General features: G+C 71.6%; 14 protein-coding genes. 2 read left to right on the forward strand and 12 right to left on the reverse strand.

The features are described 5' to 3' along the window. Positions 1-27 precede the first annotated feature (27 nt). The 8 genes from SM573_RS06020 to SM573_RS06055 form a co-directional block, all read right to left on the reverse strand. Positions 28-1,308 (reverse strand): thymidine phosphorylase, encoded by a 1,281-nt coding sequence (locus SM573_RS06020; protein WP_474615647.1) that lies wholly within the window; start codon positions 1,306-1,308, stop codon positions 28-30. A gap of 146 nt (positions 1,309-1,454) precedes the next feature. Continuing rightward, positions 1,455-2,162: a cytidine deaminase gene (locus tag SM573_RS06025; protein WP_474615648.1), complete on the reverse strand. Its 708-nt coding sequence runs from the start codon at positions 2,160-2,162 to the stop codon at positions 1,455-1,457. A gap of 14 nt (positions 2,163-2,176) precedes the next feature. Then, complete coding sequence (locus tag SM573_RS06030) at positions 2,177-3,457, reverse strand: ABC transporter permease (protein ID WP_474611648.1); 1,281 nt, start codon at positions 3,455-3,457, stop codon at positions 2,177-2,179. 3 nt (positions 3,458-3,460) lie between these two features. Next, positions 3,461-4,840, reverse strand: coding sequence for an ABC transporter permease (locus SM573_RS06035; protein WP_474615649.1), 1,380 nt, complete (start codon positions 4,838-4,840; stop codon positions 3,461-3,463). A gap of 76 nt (positions 4,841-4,916) precedes the next feature. Then, complete coding sequence (locus SM573_RS06040; protein ID WP_474615743.1) at positions 4,917-6,542, reverse strand: ABC transporter ATP-binding protein; 1,626 nt, start codon at positions 6,540-6,542, stop codon at positions 4,917-4,919. Between the two features lie 156 nt (positions 6,543-6,698). Further along, on the reverse strand, positions 6,699-7,766 hold the full coding sequence (locus SM573_RS06045; RefSeq protein ID WP_474612047.1) for a BMP family lipoprotein: 1,068 nt from the start codon (positions 7,764-7,766) through the stop codon (positions 6,699-6,701). Between the two features lie 274 nt (positions 7,767-8,040). Further along, positions 8,041-8,382, reverse strand: a complete 342-nt coding sequence (locus SM573_RS06050; protein WP_474611646.1) for a hypothetical protein — start codon at positions 8,380-8,382, stop codon at positions 8,041-8,043. A gap of 71 nt (positions 8,383-8,453) precedes the next feature. After that, complete coding sequence (locus SM573_RS06055) at positions 8,454-9,470, reverse strand: hypothetical protein (protein ID WP_474611645.1); 1,017 nt, start codon at positions 9,468-9,470, stop codon at positions 8,454-8,456. Between the two features lie 99 nt (positions 9,471-9,569). Here SM573_RS06055 and SM573_RS06060 point away from each other — a divergent pair, with 99 nt between their 5' ends. After that, positions 9,570-10,175: a TetR/AcrR family transcriptional regulator gene (locus tag SM573_RS06060; RefSeq protein WP_474615650.1), complete on the forward strand. Its 606-nt coding sequence runs from the start codon at positions 9,570-9,572 to the stop codon at positions 10,173-10,175. Positions 10,176-10,253: 78 nt separating this feature from the next. Here SM573_RS06060 and SM573_RS06065 read toward each other — a convergent pair whose 3' ends face one another. The 4 genes from SM573_RS06065 to SM573_RS06080 are packed head-to-tail and all read right to left on the reverse strand — an operon-like array spanning position 10,254 to position 15,874. Continuing rightward, positions 10,254-12,065: a glycoside hydrolase family 13 protein gene (locus tag SM573_RS06065; RefSeq protein WP_474611643.1), complete on the reverse strand. Its 1,812-nt coding sequence runs from the start codon at positions 12,063-12,065 to the stop codon at positions 10,254-10,256. 4 nt (positions 12,066-12,069) lie between these two features. Beyond that, complete coding sequence (locus SM573_RS06070; RefSeq protein ID WP_474611642.1) at positions 12,070-12,996, reverse strand: sugar ABC transporter permease; 927 nt, start codon at positions 12,994-12,996, stop codon at positions 12,070-12,072. Next, on the reverse strand, positions 12,993-14,627 hold the full coding sequence (locus tag SM573_RS06075; protein WP_474611641.1) for an ABC transporter permease subunit: 1,635 nt from the start codon (positions 14,625-14,627) through the stop codon (positions 12,993-12,995). The genes SM573_RS06070 and SM573_RS06075 overlap by 4 nt, the downstream gene beginning before the upstream one ends. Continuing rightward, complete coding sequence (locus tag SM573_RS06080) at positions 14,627-15,874, reverse strand: sugar ABC transporter substrate-binding protein (protein WP_474611640.1); 1,248 nt, start codon at positions 15,872-15,874, stop codon at positions 14,627-14,629. The genes SM573_RS06075 and SM573_RS06080 overlap by 1 nt, the downstream gene beginning before the upstream one ends. A gap of 200 nt (positions 15,875-16,074) precedes the next feature. Between SM573_RS06080 and SM573_RS06085 the strand changes: the two genes are divergently transcribed. Continuing rightward, positions 16,075-17,163 (forward strand): LacI family DNA-binding transcriptional regulator, encoded by a 1,089-nt coding sequence (locus SM573_RS06085; protein WP_474611639.1) that lies wholly within the window; start codon positions 16,075-16,077, stop codon positions 17,161-17,163. Positions 17,164-17,247: the final 84 nt, after the last annotated feature.

Raw genomic sequence — 17,247 nt, forward strand, 5'->3', positions numbered from 1 at the left:
GCACCATGCCGCCCCGCCCGTGAGCGGTCAGCCGATCCGCTCGATCACCAGCGGCGACGCGGCCGGCGGAGTCGGCGAGATCCGCACCGCGCGGGCCGCGTCGGCCAGCCCGGCGGGAATCCGGTCGGCCTGCTCGGCGCGCAGCTCGTACAGGGGGTCACCGGCGCGCACCGCGTCACCGGGTCGCTTGTGCAGCACCACCCCGGCCGGGACGCTCACCGGGTCCTCCTTGCGCGCCCGGCCCGCGCCGAGCCGCCAGGCTGCCAGACCCATCGCGTACGCGTCGATCTCCTCGACGTAACCGTCGGCCTCCGCCCGGACCACCTCCACCTCCGGCGCGGTCGGCATCGGCGCGTCCGGGTCGCCCCCCTGGGCGCGGATCATCGCCCGCCACACGTCCATCGCCCGGCCGTCGCGGAGCGCCACCTGCGGGTCCACGTCGGTCAGGCCGGCCGCGTCGAGCATCTCGCGGGCGAGGGCGAGGGTCAGCTCGACCACGTCGGCCGGCCCGCCGCCGGCCAGCACCTCCACCGACTCGGTCACCTCGACGGCGTTGCCGATGGCCAGGCCGAGCGGGGTGGACATGTCGGTGAGCAGCGCGACGGTGCGGACGCCGTGGGCGCCGCCCAGCTCGACCATGGTGCGGGCCAGCTCGCGGGCGTGCTCCACGGACTTCATGAAGGCGCCGGACCCGACCTTCACGTCGAGCACCAGGGCGCCGGTGCCCTCCGCGATCTTCTTGCTCATGATCGAGCTGGCGATCAGCGGGATGGCCTCGACGGTGCCGGTCACGTCGCGCAGCGCGTACAGCTTCCGGTCGGCGGGGGCGAGCCCGGCGCCGGCCGCGCAGATCACCGCCCCGACGTCGCGCAGCTGGGCGATGAACTCGTCGTTGGTGAGCGCGGCCCGCCAGCCCGGGATCGACTCGAGCTTGTCCAGCGTGCCGCCGGTGTGGCCGAGGCCCCGCCCGGAGAGCTGTGGCACGGCGGCGCCGCAGGCCGCGACGAGCGGGGTGAGCGGCAGGGTGATCTTGTCACCGACGCCGCCCGTCGAGTGCTTGTCCACGGTCGGCCGGTCGACGGCGGAGAGGTCCAGGCGCTCACCGCTGGCGATCATCGCGGCGGTCCACCGGGCGATCTCCGGGGCGCTCATGCCGCGCAGCAGGATCGCCATGGCCAGCGCCGACATCTGCTCGTCGGCCACCAGGCCCCGGGTGTACGCGTCGACCACCCAGTCGATCTGGGCGTCCGACAGCACACCCCCGTCCCGCTTCGTCCGGATGACGTCAACGGCCGCAAAACCACTCATCAGAAAGATCTTTCCTCGTTGTCATGGCGATACCGGCCCGCCGCCGGCGACCACGGAGACACCCACGGCGGTGACCGACGGGACTCCGCCACCACCGAGGATCGCGCCGATCCCCGAGCTTGACCTGCGGGCGAAGGGGCGGCAGCTCAGGAGCCCGCCCAGCGGACCGGGATCTCCAGCGGCGGCTCACCCTCACCGGCCCAGAAGATGGTGCCGGTCGCGTCGACCACCACCACCCGGGGGGTACGCGCCAACCCCCAGGTGATCGCCTCCGCCGGGTCGTCCCAGCTCGGCCCCTCCTCCAGCACGCCGGTCTCGGCGTCCACGTCGTCCCCGGCCGACCGCTCCCAGTACGCCGTCCAGACCTGCTGCCCGGCGGAGAGGTCCGGGTGCACGAACACCGTGCCGCGGCCCCGCCACGCCGCCAGGCGCTCCGGCACCACGGGCAGCGGCGTCTCGCCGGTCACCGCCTCCAGATCCTCGACGCCGAAGGCGTACGGCAGCAGCTCGGCCATGCGCAGCGGGCGGGTCTTCGCCTCGATGAGGCACTCCGGGCCACCGTTCTCCCAGAGCAGCTGCCGGCAGCGGCCACACGGCATCAGCGGCTCGCCGGTCGCGTCGACGCAGGACAGGGCCACGATCCGGCCCCCGCCGGTGGCGTGCAGCGACGAGACCACGCCGCACTCGGCGCAGAGCACCACGCCGTACGCGGCGTTCTCCACGTTGCAGCCCACCACCACCCGGCCGTCGTCGACCAGGGCCGCCGCGCCGACCGGGAACTTCGAGTACGGCACGTACGCGTGCCGCATCACCTCGGTGGCGGCGGCGCGCAGCCGCGCCCAGTCGATCTCCATGTCGTGCTCTCCTGTCAGCCCTTGACGTACGGCTTGCCGTCGGCGGCCGGTGCCCGCACCCTACCGACCAGCCCGGCCACGGCCAGGATCGTCGCCAGGTAGGGCAGCATGGCCAGGAACTGGCTGGGGATCACACTGTTGATCGCGCCCAGGTAGGTGGCGAGCTGGTCGGCGAAGCCGAAGAAGAGGGCCGCCAGGAGCGCCCCCGTCGGGTTCCACCGGCCGAAGATCAGCGCGGCCAGGGCGATGAAGCCCTTGCCGCCGATCATGTTCTTGGTGAACGAGTAGAGCGCCAGCGTGTAGGAGGCGCCACCGATGCCGGCGACCACACCGGCCAGCAGCACGTTGCGGTAGCGCAGCCCGAGCACCCGTACGCCCAGCGTGTCGGCGGCGGTCGGGTGCTCGCCGACCGAACGGGTCCGCAGGCCCCACCGGGTGCGGAACAGCCCGAAGTGGATCACCAGCACCAGCAGCAGGCCGAGGTAGAGGAAGATGTTGGCCCGGAACAGCGCCGGCCCGAGCACCGGGATGTCCTTGAGCAGCGGGATCTCCCAGTTGCTGAACCGAGGCGCGCTGTTGTACTTCTCCGCGTTGGTCTGCATCAGCCGCTCGTAGAGGAAGCCGGTGACACCCACCGCGAGCAGGTTGAGCACGATCCCCATGACCGTCTGGTCGACCAGATAGCGGATGGAGAACACGGCGAGCAGCAGCGAGATGACCGCTCCACCGATCGCCGCGGCGACCAGGCCCACCCAGACGCTGCCGGAGATGCTGCCGAAGAGGGCGCCGCTGAAGGCGCCCATCAGCAGCTGCCCCTCGATGGCCACGTTGACCACGCCGGACCGCTCGCAGAGCACACCGGCGAGCGCGCCGAAGATCAGTGGCAGGGCCAGGATGAACGTGCCACGGATGATGTTGACCAACGGCATGAAGTTCTGCCCGGCCGGGGCCGCGGAGACCTGCCAGCAGAGGAACGACAGCACGAACGCGACGAGCCCGACGACGAGCACGGGGAGGAACCACCGCTTCGGCAGCGCGGCGAGCAGCACCGCGCCGGCGGCGGCCGCGATCGCACCGAAGAGGATCGCGCCGAACGTGCCGTTGATCTTCAGCGCGGCACCGGCCGCGTCCTCGCTGAGCGTGAAGCGGGCCTGCTGGTCGGTCGCGAGCGCGCCGAAGAGCACCGCCGCGAGCAGGCCGAGCGCCAGCAGCACGAGGCCTGCCTTGCGGCTGCGGGTCCAGAATCCCTCGTCGACCGGGGCGACCGCCACGTCGGGGACAGCCATGGTGGACATGAGTTACCAGCCCTTCGCCAGGCTCGTCTGCAACCGGGCGGCCCGTGCGGCCCGGAGCTGGAAGATCGCCTTCACCAGGGCCGGCGCGGCGATGAAGATGACGATCAACGCCTGGAGCACGGTGACCAGCTCCAGCGAGATCCCGGAGTACGACTGCATCCGGTTGCCACCGGCCTGCAACGCGCCGAAGAGCAGCGCGGCGAGCGCCACCCCCCACGGCTTCAGGCGGCCGAGCAGCGCCACCAGGATGCCGTCGAATCCGATCTGGGCCACCACCAGCGGCGTGAGCGCGCTGGCGGTCGAGCCGAGCACCATGTTCGACCCGCCCATGCCGGCGAGGAGACCGGCGAAGACCATGATGAGGACGAAGGTCCGGGTGACGCTGATGCCGGCGGTGCGGGCGGCGTCGGGGTTGGCCCCCACGGCCCGCAGTTCGAAGCCGAGCGTGGAGCGGTTCAGCAGCCACGCCACCGCCCAGGTCGCCAGGACGGCCAGCAGGATGCCGGCGTGCACCCGCAGGTTGTCGCCGAGCAGCCGCGGCAGCTGCGCCGAGGCGTCCACCGGCCTGCTGATCGCGTCGGTGCGGGTCGGGTCCTGCACCCCGTTCTGCACGATCAGCCAGGTCAGGAAGTACGTGGCGACGTAGTTGAGCATGATCGTGATGATCACCTCGTGGGCGCCGGTACGCGCCTTGAGGATGCCCGGGATGAAGCCCCAGATCGCGCCGCCGAGGGCGCCGGCGAGCACCGCGACGATCAGGTGCAGGCCGGGCGGGAGCGGCAGCAGGAAGCCGGCCAGCGCGGCCAGGATCACGCCGATCGTGGCCTGACCCTGCGCGCCGATGTTGAAGAGGCCGCCGCGGAACGCGAGCGCGACCGACAGGCCGGTGAAGACCAGCGGCGCGGTGTAGGTGAGCGTCTCGGAGATCGGCGCCAGGACGGCCTGCCAGCCGTTGTCGCCGTTCAACCAGCCGGAGAACGCCTCGGGGTCGAAGACCGCACCCTTGAAGAGGTTGGCGTACGCCTCGCTGACGAGCGTCCAGCTCGACTCGAGCGCGTCCGAGGGGCGGGCCGTGATGTAGGAGTACGTGGACAGGACCTCCGGATCAGAGATGATCATGAGGATCCCGCCGACCACGATCGCCAGCACCAGCGACAGCAGGGTCACGGTGACCGTGTTCGCGGCCCAGAGGTTGTCCACGAAGAGCCGGCCCAGGGACGGCTTCGGCTCCGGCGTAACGCCCGGACCGCCACCCGCCGGCCCGGCCTGCGGGATGGTGGCCGCCTCGGCGCGCTCGGTGTTGTCGAGCGAGTCCCGGGCCGCCTGCGCCTTGCTCGCCGGCTCCTTGTCCGGCGAGCCCGACTGCGCGTGGGGGGAACTCATGCCGTCACCTCGCTGCGCTCGGCGCCGCCACGGGGCATCACCGCGCCGTACTGATGATCCGCTCGCTGACGCTCGCTCATGCCTCGTCCTCGCTACCTGGGCCCTCGGTGCTCGCCGCCGCCCCGTCACCGTCCGCCGCGGCGCCGGTCCGCTCGGCCGCGACCTCCGGGCTGATGCCGGCCATGAGCAGGCCGATCTCCTCACGGGGGGTGTCCGGGCTCACGATGCCGATGATCCGGCCCCGGTACATGACCGCGACGCGGTCGGCCAGCCCGAGCACCTCGTCCAGCTCGCTGGAGACCACCAGGACCCCGGTGCCGATGTCCCGCTCGTGGATGACCTGGCTGTGGATGAACTCGATCGACCCGACGTCGACGCCGCGCGTCGGCTGCGCGGCGATGAAGAGCTTGAGCGGCCGGGAGAGTTCCCGGGCCACGATGACCTTCTGCTGGTTGCCGCCGGACAGGGTGCCCACCGGCGCCTCGGCGGAGGAGGTACGGACGTCGAACTGCGCGATCCGCTCCTTCGCCGAGCTCGCGATCGCGTCCGGCTTGAGCGCGAGCCCACCCGCGAACGGCGGCCGGTCGTAGATGTCCAGCACCAGGTTCTCGGCGACGCTGAACTCCTTGACCAGCCCGTCCACGCTGCGGTCCTCGGGCACGTAGCCCACACCGGCGCGGAGCACCTTCTTGGTCGACCAGCCGTCGATCCGCTCACCGTCGAGGGTGACAGAGCCGGCGAGCGCCGGGCGCAGGCCCATGATCGCCTCGATCAGCTCGGTCTGGCCGTTGCCCTGCACACCCGCCACGCCGAGCACCTCACCCGCGTGCACGGTCAGGTCGATGCCGTCGACGGCGCGGATCTGGCGGTCGTCGTCGACGACCAGGCCGGCCACCTCGAGCACCGGCTTGCCGGGCTTCGCCGGGGCCTTCTCGACGGTGAGCCGGACGTTACGGCCGACCATGAGTGCGGCCAGCTCGTCCCGGCTGGCCTCGGGGGAGGCGGTGCCGACGGTCCGGCCGCGCCGGATCACGGTGATGCGGTCGGCGATCGCCTTCACCTCGCCCAGCTTGTGGGTGATGAACACGATCGACTTGCCGGCCGCCTTGAGCGACCGCATGACCGTGAGCAGTTCCTCGGTCTCCTGGGGGGTGAGCACCGCGGTCGGCTCGTCCAGGATCAGCAGGTCGACGTCGCGGGTGAGCGCCTTGACGATCTCCACCCGCTGCTGGATGCCGACCGGGAGGTCCTCGATCACCGCGTCGGGGTCGACCCGCAGGCCGTACCGTTCGGAGACCTCGAGGACCTCCCGGCGGGCCCGGCGCCGGTCCAGGAAACCGGCGATGCCGCCCCGGACCTGCTCGGCACCGAGCATGATGTTCTCGGCGACGGTGAAGACCGGCACCAGCATGAAGTGCTGGTGCACCATGCCGATCCCCGCCGCGATGGCGTCGGAGGGCCCGCGCAGCTTCAGCGGCTCGCCGTCGACCAGGATCTCGCCCTCGTCGGGCTGGTAGAGCCCGTAGAGCACGTTCATCAGGGTCGACTTGCCCGCGCCGTTCTCGCCGAGCAGGGCGTGGATCTCACCAGGCTCCACCGTCAGATCGATGTGGTCGTTGGCGACCAGATCACCGAACCGCTTGGTGATGCCGCGCAGTTCGAGTCTCAGCGCAACCTCCCGGGAGTGCGAGCGATGGTGCAGCGTAGCTGCTGGCCGGCGCGGCCTCGGCGCCGGTCGCCGTGGCGCGCGACCGGCCGCCCCGGCCCGACGGTTACCCGCGGAGCCGGAGCGGCCGGATCGGTCGTACCTGGTGCCCGCCGGCTCCCCGATGCTCCCACCGGGAGGGCCGGCCGATCGTCACTTGGTCGGCTGCGCCTTCGAGGTGACGGTGATGGTGCCGGCGGCGATGTCCGCCTTGATCTTGTCGACCTCGGACTTCAGCTCGGCCGGGACCTTGCTGTCGAAGTCGTGGTACGGGGCGAGGGAGACGCCGTTGTTGGCCAGGGTGCCGACGAAGCCGGGCTTGGCCTGGAGCTTCTCGCCACCGGCGGCCTTGAGCACGGCCTCCTTGACGGCGTCCGGGATGTTCTTGACCACGGTGGTCAGGATCGCCGAGCAGTCCGGGGTGCTCTCGCAGCCGTCGACGTCCACCCAGATGGTGCTGAACCGGCCGTTCGAGGCCTTCGCCGCGGCGGTGGTGCCGAGGCCGGAGCCACCGGCGACCGGCATGACGATGTCCGCGCCCTGCGCGACCAGGGTGTCGGAGACCTTCTTGCCCTCGTCCTGCTTGGCGAAGTCGTTGGTGAAGGAGCCCTGCTGGGTCTCCTTGTTCCAGCCCAGCGCCTGGACGTTCTTGCCCTTGGTCTGGTTGTAGTACGCCACGCCGTCCACGAAGCCGTCCATGAAGATGGTCACCGGCGGGATCGGAATCGCGCCGTAGGTGCCCACCTTGCCGGTCTTGGTCATACCGGCGGCCAGGTAACCGGCCTGGAACGCGGCCTGGGCGGTGTCGAACTGCATCGGGTAGATGTTGTCCACACCGGGGTTGGCGTCGACGATGCCGAACTGCTGGTTCGGGTTCGCCTGGGCAATCTTCTTGGTGGCGTTCTCCATCAGGCCGCCGACGGCCAGGATGAAGTCGCACTTCTGGTTGACGTACTGCGTCAGGTTCGGCTCGTAGTCGGCCTCGGCCTTCGACGCGACGTACTTGATGTCGATGTTGCTGTTGGCGGCCTTGGCCTCCTCGAGACCCTTCCAGGCCGAGGCGTTGAACGACTTGTCGTCGATGCCGCCGACGTCGGTCACCATGCAGGCGCTGAACTTCTTGCCACCGTCACCGGCGCCGTTGTTCTCATCCGGCGCCTCCCCACACGCGGCGGCGCTCAGCACGAGCCCACCCGCCGCCACGATCGAGGCGATCCGCATCCCACGCACCGAGCGCAAGACGTCTCCTTCCCATCGCACACCGCGCCTTGTGCGGTGGCTGCCCTTGAGCCGGCCTGCGATTAGGCCGCCGGCATCCCAGATTACGGACGGGAGCGTACGCCCGCGCCCACCCACCGGCCGACAATCGTGCACGACTGTTGAGTGGCTGTTACCCCTACGTAACCGTTGCGTGGGGCAGATCACTCTTCGTGTTGGTGGACCTGCACCCCGCGTCGTGAAAGTCCGGTTCCGGAGGCGTCCGCTACGGCCGACGTTACCGCCAGAAGACGGCGACCGCCGCGTTGACCAGGGTCAACCCGATGATTGCGAGGAAGTGCCCCCGGTTGACCGTTTCCCGCTTCCGCGAGAAGAAGACCATGACGAAGATCAGCACGGCGATCACGCCCTTGGTGGCGAGCTTCGCCGGTGACGGCTCGTCGCCGTCCCGCAGCGGGGCGGCGAGCCCGATGCCGGTGAGTAGCTGGATCACGGCGCCCCAGAGCATGGCCGCATTGATGCGCAGCCGACCGCTGAAGTACTGGGCCAGGGAGCCACCCAGCAGCAGCGCGAATCCGATCAGATGGACGTAGAGAAGGATCAGCCTCAGTGCTTCCACGCACCCCATCCTCCCCTATCAACGACAGTTTGTAGTAGGGGGCCCGGGGCGCGTCGCGCCCCGGAACCTCCTCAGCTCGCCGCCACCGCCGGAGGTGGGGCCACGACGGTGCCGCGGTCCGCCGGCGCCCGCTCCGGGGCGGCCCGGCGGGCGACCAGCACCAGGGCCAGTCCGACCAGGGCGTACGCCGCCAGGACCGCCAGGGCCGGGCCCGCACCCGCGCCGTCGAAGAAGGCCGTCGACCGCAGCGCCGTGCCGCCGGCACCCACCGGCAGCCACTGCCCGACTTCGCCCCACGGTCGCGCAAGCAGCTCCGGGGCGGCGGAGACCGCCGAGAGCGGGTTGCCGATCAGGAAGACGAGCAGGGCGCCGAGCCCGATCCCCGGCCGGCCGAGGACCGCACCCAGCCCGGCCACCGTGGCAGCGGCCGCCAGCGCGAAGAGCCCCACCACGCCCGCCTCGGCGAGGCGGTTCCCGCCGAGCACGCCGAGCCAGTCGTGCAGCACGACCGCGCCCACCGCGCCGGCCAGCACGGCGTAGGCCACCAGCCCGGTCAGCCGGGCGGCCCGGCCCCGCACCAGCAGGGCCAGCAGGATCCCGGCGAGCATGCTGGTCATCACCAACGGCAGGAAGCCGGCGGCGAACCCGGCGCCACGCGGGTCGTCCGGAGCGGCCGGCACGACCGCCACGACCGGCACCGCCTGACCGCCGGAGAGTTGCCCGGCCGCCTCGGTGAGCAGAGCGGCCACGGTGGGGCTGGCCGCTGGCGCGGTGTGCAGGGCGACGCCGTCCGGGCCGGCCACGAACGCGGCGTACACGTCCCGGTCGCGTAGCGCCCGGTCGGCCGCCGCGGCGTCGGGCAGCGTGGTCACGGCGAAGGCGCCGGGCCGGGCGGCGGCGAGTCGGCCGGCCAGTTCGGCGGCCACGGGCGCGGGTCCGGCCACCGCGACCGGGAGGTCGCGCGGCGCCAGGTTGGCCGCCGGGGCGGCGAAGAGCGGTACGAGCAGCGCCTGCACCGCCACGGCCAGGACGGCGACCAGGAGGGCCAGCCGCACGGGCGGGCGGCTGTGGATGGGTGTCGGGGACATCGCGGTCTCCTCATAAAACGAACGCTCGTTCTCTGATACGAGGCTGCGCTGTCGCCACCACCCCTGTCAAGAACGAACGTTCGCTTTAAGCTGTGCGACGTGCCACGAGTCTCCGACGAACACCGCGCCGCGCGACGCCGGCAGATCATCGACGCCGCGCGCCGGTGCTTTCTGCGGGAGGGCTTCCACCGCACCTCGATGCAGGACGTGATCGCCGAGGCCGGCCTCTCCGTCGGCGCGGTCTACCGCTACTTCCCCAGCAAGAACGACCTGATCAACGCCATCGCCGAGCAGGCCATCGGCGGCGCCGGCCAGGTGCTGGCCGACGTGGCCCAGCAGGAGCCGCCGCTGCCGCTGCTGGAGGCGCTGGATCGGCTGCTGGGCTTCGTGGAGACCCAGCTCGGCCCGGACGGCGTCCTGCCCATCGCGATCCAGGTGTGGGGCGAGGCCCAACGCGACCCCACGCTCGCCGCCTTCGTGGCGGAGACCTACTCCGGGTTCCGCACCCAGTTCGGCGTGCTGGTCCGGCGCGCCCAGCAGACCGGCGAACTGCCCGCCGACGCCGATCCGGACGCCACCGCGGCGGCGCTGTTCGCCCTGGTCCCCGGCTGGTTCACCCAGCGCATCCTGACCGGCGGCCCGGACCGGGCCACGTACCTCGCCGGGGTCCGCGCCCTGCTCGGCGGCACCGCACGCCCGGCGTAGACCGCCGCCCCGGTCGCGCTCCACGAGCTTCCGTCAATCCGACACCGACGGTCCCGCTCGGACACTCCACGGAACGCGTCAGCCGATGCGCCACACCTGGAAGGTCGGGCCGTCACCGGGCAGCGACACCGTGCCGCCGGAGTCCGGGCGCAACGCGGGCGCGCCGCCGTAGACGTTCTCCGCGGCCCGCAGTCCGGACAGCCGGACCGGGCCGGTGGCCGCGCGGCGGGCCAGCACCAGGACGCTGCCGGCCGGGGACTCGCGCAGGAAGACCAGGGTGTCCGGGTCGTGGTGCACCCAGCGCAGGCCGCCGTGGCGCAGCGCCGGCTCGCGGCGGCGCAGCGCGACCAGCGCGCGGTACGCCGCGAACGTCGTCTCGTCCCACCGGTCCGGCCGGTGCCACGGCATCGGCGTACGGGACGCCTCGCCGTTGGTGCCGGTCAGCCCCAGCTCGTCCCCCGCGAAGATCATCGGAGTGCCCGGCATCGTGGCGAGCAGGCCGGCGGCCACCTCCTGCCGGGCGGCGTCACCGACGACCGTCCGGATGCGCGCCGAGTCGTGCGAGCCGAGCAGCTGCCACGAGTGCGCGTACGAGCGCCACGACACCAGGCTGCGGTAGGCGTTCATGGTGGCGAGCACCGCACCGGCGTCGCGGTGGCGGACCCCACCGGGCGTGCCGAGGAAGTTCGGCACCGGCTGGTCGCCGTGACGCAGCCAGGACCACACCGGGTCGGTGAAGCCGACGTAGTTCATCGTGCCGTGCCAGCCGTCCCGGTCCAGGTCACCGGTGTGGTCGTGACCGTGCTCGGCCATCAGCAGGCCGTCCGGTCGGGTCTGCGTGACCACCGCGCGTAGCAGCGCCGCCACCTCGTGGGTGTACGCGTCGGCGCCCCGCCGGCCCGTCATGTTGGCGACGTCGACGCGCCACCCGTCGAGCCCGTACGGCTCGCGCAGCCAGCGCCGCAGCACCGAGTCCGGCGCGGTGGCGAACCGGCGGCGCAGCTCCGCGCTGCCCCAGTTGAGCTTCGGCAGCGACTTCACCCCGTTCCACGACTCGTAGTCGCCGGTCACCTCGTCGAAGTAGTACAGGCCACGCTCCGCCGCCCGTACGTCCGAGGCCGCGGCGGTGAACCACCGGTGGGCGTCACCGGTGTGGTTGCTCGTGATGTCGCCGAGCAGCCGCCACCCGCGGGCGTGCACCGCGTCGGCGAGCCGGGCCAGCGCGGCGTCCCCGCCGAGCAGCGGATCCACCGAGTCGAAGTCGGACGCGTCGTAGCGGTGGTTGGAGCGGGCCGGGAAGATCGGGGTCAGGTAGACGGTGTTCACCCCGAGCCGGTCCAGGTGGTCCAGGTGCTCGGTGATCCCGTCCAGGTCGCCGCCGTAGACCTGGTACGGCGTCTCCGGGCCCCGGCCGATCACCGGGGTGTCCCAGTCGCACGGGATCGCCCACCCGGGCAGGACCCTTCCCTCGGCCGCCGCCGATCGGGCGAACCGGTCCGGGAAGATCTGGTAGATCACGGCGTCGCGCGCCCAGTCGGGCGGCGGGGCGTGGCTGACCAGCCGGAAGTCGCCATGGTCCGGAACGTCGTGGTCGACCAGGCCGGCCGCGTTGAGCCAGCGGTAGCCGCGGGCGCCGGTGAGCAGGAACCGGTAGTTGCTCACCGGGTTGCGCACCTCGACCGGCGCCCGCCACCACACCTCGTCACCGTCGACCCGATCCACCACCGCCTCGGTGAACCGGGGCTCACCGTCGCCTGTCGTCCGCACGTGCACCTGGCGGACGTCCGTCCCGGCCGGCACCCGGACGAGGACGTCGACGGTGTCCCCGAGCGACGGGGCCTGCTCGGGGACGTACAGCGCGGAACCGTCGTGGTGAGGTTCGAGAGGCACGGAGCTATCCCTTCACCGCTCCGGAGGTGAGGCCGGAGACGATGTAGCGCTGGAGGAACTGGAAGACCAGCACGGTGGGGATCGCGGTGAGCAGCGTGGCCACCGCGAAGATCCCGAAGTTGTTGTTGCGCTCGTCGCCCTGCAGCAGGCCGTACATGCCGACCGCGAGGGTCTTCGACCCGGTGTTCGTGAGGAACACGTTCGCCATCAGGAACTCGTTGATGGTGCCGATGAAAGCGAGCAGCCCGGTCACCGCGAGGATCGGCGTCACCAGCGGCAGCATGATCCGGAAGAAGATCTGGGCGTGCGAGGCGCCGTCCATCGTGGCCGACTCGTCCAGCTCCCTCGGCAGGGTGTCGAAGAAGCCCTTCATGAGCCAGGTGTTCACCCCCAGCGCGCCACCCATGTAGAGGAGGAAGAGCCCCCAGGGCGTGTTGAAGCCGATCGCCGGCCACAGGTCGGTGACCGTCGTGAAGATCAGGAAGATCGCCACGATCGCCAGGAACTGCGGGAACATCTGGATCAGCAGCAGCGAGAGCAGCCCGACCCGGCGGCCGCGGAACCGCATCCGGGAGAAGGCGTACGCCGCCAGCGCCGAGAGGACGATCGAGGCCAGCGAGGCGAGGCCGGCCACGAGCAGCGAGTTGACGAACCATCGTTCGAACGCGGTCCGCGCGAACAGTTCGCCGACGTTGCCGAACGACACCCCCTCGGTCGGCACCAGCGCGGTCGAGGAGAGGGTGCCCAGCGGGTTGAGCGCCGCGGAGAGCACGAACACGATCGGGAAGAGACTGAACAGGACGGCGAGCACGGCGACGAGGTGCCGCCAGCCGACCTGCGCGAACCAGCGGTCGTTCCGCCGGCCGGCGGGGCGCCCGGTCGGCGGGGAGCCGGTCACACCTCCACCGGCGGGAGCGGTGCGGACGGTCACGCGTACACCTCCTCGTGCTGGCGGGTGCGCCGGAAGCTGACGGCCGAGACCACCGCGACGATCGTGAAGATGAAGAGCGAGATGGCCGCGGCGAACCCGAACTCGGCGCCCTGCCCACCGAACGCCAACCGGTAGGTGTAGGTGATCAGCAGGTCGGTGGCGCCGTTGGTCGAGTTGTCGGCCGGGAAGGGCCCACCCTCGGTGGTCAGGTAGATCGCGTTGAAGTTGTTGAAGTTGTACGCGAACGACGAGATCAGCAGCGGCGAGAGCGCGACGAGCAGCAGCGGCAGCGTGACGGCGCGGAACGACTGCCACGGTGAGGCGCCGTCCACCGAGGTCGCCTCGGTCAGCTCGCGCGGGATGGCCTGGAGCGCCCCGGTGGCCACCAGGAACATGTACGGGTAGCCGAGCCAGAGCTGCACGAGCAGCACCGCGGCCCGGGCCGACCACTCCTGGCCGAACCAGTTCACGCCGAGCCCGAAGAGGTTGTTGATGAGGCCGAAGTCGGTGTTGAACATGTCCCGCCAGACGAGCAGCATCGCGAACGACGGCATGGCGTACGGCAGGATCAGCAGCACCCGGTAGAGGTTGGTGCCCCGCACCCGCGGCGAGTGCAGCGCGAGCGCGACCAGCGTGCCCAGGAGGAACGTGCCCCCGGTGGAGCCGATGGCGAAGGCGAAGTTCCAGATCAGCGTGCCGAGGAACGGTCCGGAGATGTTCGGGTCGGTGAGCACCCGGGTGAAGTTGTGCAGCCCGACGTTGACCTTCCACCCCTGCGCCAGCCGCTCGCCGTCGTCGGACACGAAGGAGCCGACGGACTCGTCCGCCGTCCAGGTCCGGCCGGTCTCGGTGTCGCGGACGCAGTCGCACGCGGCGTCGTACGCCCGGACCGCCTTGCCCTCGTAGGCGCGGGACAGGCCCGCGGAGCGCAGGGCGCCCCCGGCGGTCGGCACGACCAGTTCGGTGATCTCCTGGCTGCGCGCGCTGGCCTGGCCGAAGTTCAGCACGGTGTAGCCGTCGGCGGCGGTGACCCTCCCGCCCGGCGCCACGGTGACGTCCCCGGCGTCGAGCCGGCGCAGCCCGTCGGCGTCGCCGACCGAGACGGTGCCGGTGCCCGGGTCGGTGACCAGGAAGACCAGCGCACCGGTGGCCGGATCGCCCTCGGTGGCGACGGAGAGGGCGTACTCGGTGGAACCGGGCACCTGCTTCACCGAGGCGGTCTGGATGGCGACCACCGCGTCCTGCTTGCTGCCCCGGTGCCCGTCACCGAAGTTCGTGAACGCCGTGCTGGCGGTGTAGAGCACCGGGAAGACCTGGAACGCGATCAGGAAGAGGGTGCCCGGCACCAGGTACTTGGCCGGGACGTGCCGACGCGTGAGATAGAGGTAGAACAGGCCGGCGGTGGTGGCGACCAGCAGGGCCAGCCCGACCCACTTCTCCGCCTCTACCAGCGGGAAGGCCGCCCAGATCGCGATCCCGGCCACGAGGCCGAGCAGGACCACCTTGACCGCGAGGCCGGTCAGGGTGGTCGGCGCGTGGTCACGCGCGGTACGGCGCTTCGCGGGCCGGGAGCCGACGGGCTCCCGGCCCGGGGCCTGCGCGGACCCCGGGCCGGACAGCGACGTGCTCATTACTTGATCTGGCCTGCGATGGTCTGGCCGGCCGCGGTGATGGTCTTGGCCGGGTCGGCGCCGCCGATGACGGCCGCCTCCGCCTTGCCGAACGGGTCCCAGATCGCGGCCATCGCGGGGATCGCCGGGAGGACCTGGCCGTTCCTGCCGGCCTCGGTGAACTTGGTCAGGTCCGGGTCGGAGCCCTTGACCTGGTCGAGCGCGGCGGTGAGCGCCGGCGGCCGGGGCTCGGCCTGGTACAGGGCGACGGCCAGGTCCGGCTTGGTCACGTAGTTCGTCACGAACTCCTGCGCCAGGGCCTTGTTCTTGCCCTTCGACGCGACGTAGAAGGCCTGCACGCCGACGAACGGCTGCGCCTCCTTGCCGCCCGCGAAGCCCGGGATCGGGGTGATGTCGTAGGTGATGTTGGCCTTCTTGACGTCCGCCACGGCCCACGGCCCGGAGACGAGGAAGGCGCACTTCTTGCCGGTGAAGGTGGCGATCGAGTTCTCCGGCGTGATGGAGCGCTTCAACGCCCCCTCGCCCTTCTCCCCCAGCGCGCCGATCTTCTTGAACGCCTCGATCGACTCCGGCTTGCCGACGCCCAGGTCCTTCGGGTCGTAGTCACCGTTCGCCCCGGTGCCGAAGAGGTAGCCGCCGGCCGAGGTGTAGAGCGGGTAGATGTGGTAGGCGTCGCCGTTCTGCCCGGACTGGAGGCAGAGGATCTCGCTGGCCTTCTTGTCCGCCTTGAGCTTCTTACCCGTGGCGACCAGGTCCTCGATGGTCTTCGGCGCCTCGGGGGCCAGCGCCGTGTTGCGGATCAGCGCCAGGTTCTCCATGGCGTACGGCACGCCGTAGACCTGACCGTTGAACGTGACGGCCTTGACGGCGGTCTCGTTGAACGCGCTCTTCTGGTCGGCGGCGAGCTGCACCGGATCGATGGCGCCGTTCTGCACCATGTTGCCGATCCAGTCGTGCGCGCCGACGACGACGTCCGGGCCGCTGCCCTGCTGCGAGGCGGTCACGAAGTTGGTCTGCAGGTCCTTCGAGACGGCCTGCACCTCGACGGTGACGCCGTTCTCCTGGCCGAACTTCTCGGCGAACGGCTTGAGGGCCTCGGTCCGCTTGTCGTCGGCCCAGATGACCAGCTTGCCGCCGGTCGCCGTGGGGGACTCGTTCGTGGCCGGCTCGTCGCTGTCGCCGCCACAGCCGGAGGCGGCGAGTGCCAGGGCGAGGACGGCGACCACACCCGCGGTACGGATGCGCATCGGTACTCCTGTCGTCATGGCGGCGCTGCCGGGGGAAGGGCGGGCCGCCAGTGGAAACGTTCCGAAGGTTCTTGCCAACCGGCGCGCGTACGCAGCGCCGCTGCTCACGTGTGTTGCCGGGACGTTAGCAAGGGGTTTCAGATAATGGAAGGGCTTGCAAGCCTGTACGCAAGAACTTGCCCTTGGGCTAGAGTGCCGCCATGCGCGCTCGACTGTCCGACATCGCCCAACAGGCCGAAGTCAGCGAGGCCACGGTGTCGCGGGTGCTCAACGACCGCCCCGGTGTCGCCCCGGAGACCCGCCAGGCCGTCCTCACCGCCCTCGACGTGCTCGGCTACGAGCGCCCGGCCCGGTTGCGCAAGCGCAGCGCCGGCCTGGTGGGCCTGGTGGTGCCGGAGCTGGACAACCCGATCTTCCCCGCCTTCGCCCAGGTCATCGAGTCGACCCTCGCGCAGAGCGGCTTCACCCCGGTGCTCTGCACGCAGACGGCCGGCGGTGTCACCGAGGACGAGTACGTCGAGATGCTGCTGGACCGGCAGGTCTCCGGGATCGTCTTCGTCTCCGGCCTGCACGCCGACACCGCGGCCAACCACGACCGCTACCGGGCGCTGATCGCCCGCCCGCTCCCGATCGTGATGATCAACGGGTACGTGCCGGACGTCGCCGCCCCCTTCGTCTCCTGCGACGACAGCGAGGCGGCCGAGCTGGCCGTCGCGCACCTGGTCGCGCTCGGCCACCGGCGCATCGGCCTCATCACCGGCCCCGACCGGTTCGTGCCGGTGCGGCGCAAGGTCGCCGGCTGGCGCAACGCCATGACCCGGCTGGCCGGCCTCTCCGAGTCCGACCTGGACGAGCTGGCCGAGCTGACCCTCTTCGGCGTCGAGGGCGGCGAGGCGGCGGCCGGCCGGCTGCTCGACCGCGGGGTCACCGGCGTGGTCTGCGGCTCCGACCTGATGGCCCTCGGCGCCGTCCGGGCGGCCCGGCAGCGCGGCCTGTCCGTGCCGGCCGACCTGTCCGTGGTCGGTTACGACGACTCGCCGCTGATGGCCTTCACCGACCCGCCGCTGACCACCATGCGGCAGCCGGTGACCGCGATGGCGGTGGCCGCCGTGCGGGCCCTGGTCGACGAGATCAATGGGCATGGCGCCCCGAACTCGGAGTACCTGTTCCGCCCCGAGCTGGTGGTCCGCGGCTCCACCGCGGTCGCGCCCGCGGCGCCGGCCCGCCCGGCCGGGGCCGCGGCGGGCGGGCGCCGCCCGTCCCCGCCCGCGCTGGCCGTACCGGCCTGACGCCCGCGGCGCTCCGCGAGCGAACGCGCGACGAGCGCCAGCGCCGAACGGCGAGCGGCGCTCCACGAGCGACGAAACTCTTGC

The organism is Micromonospora xinjiangensis (assembly GCF_056150165.1).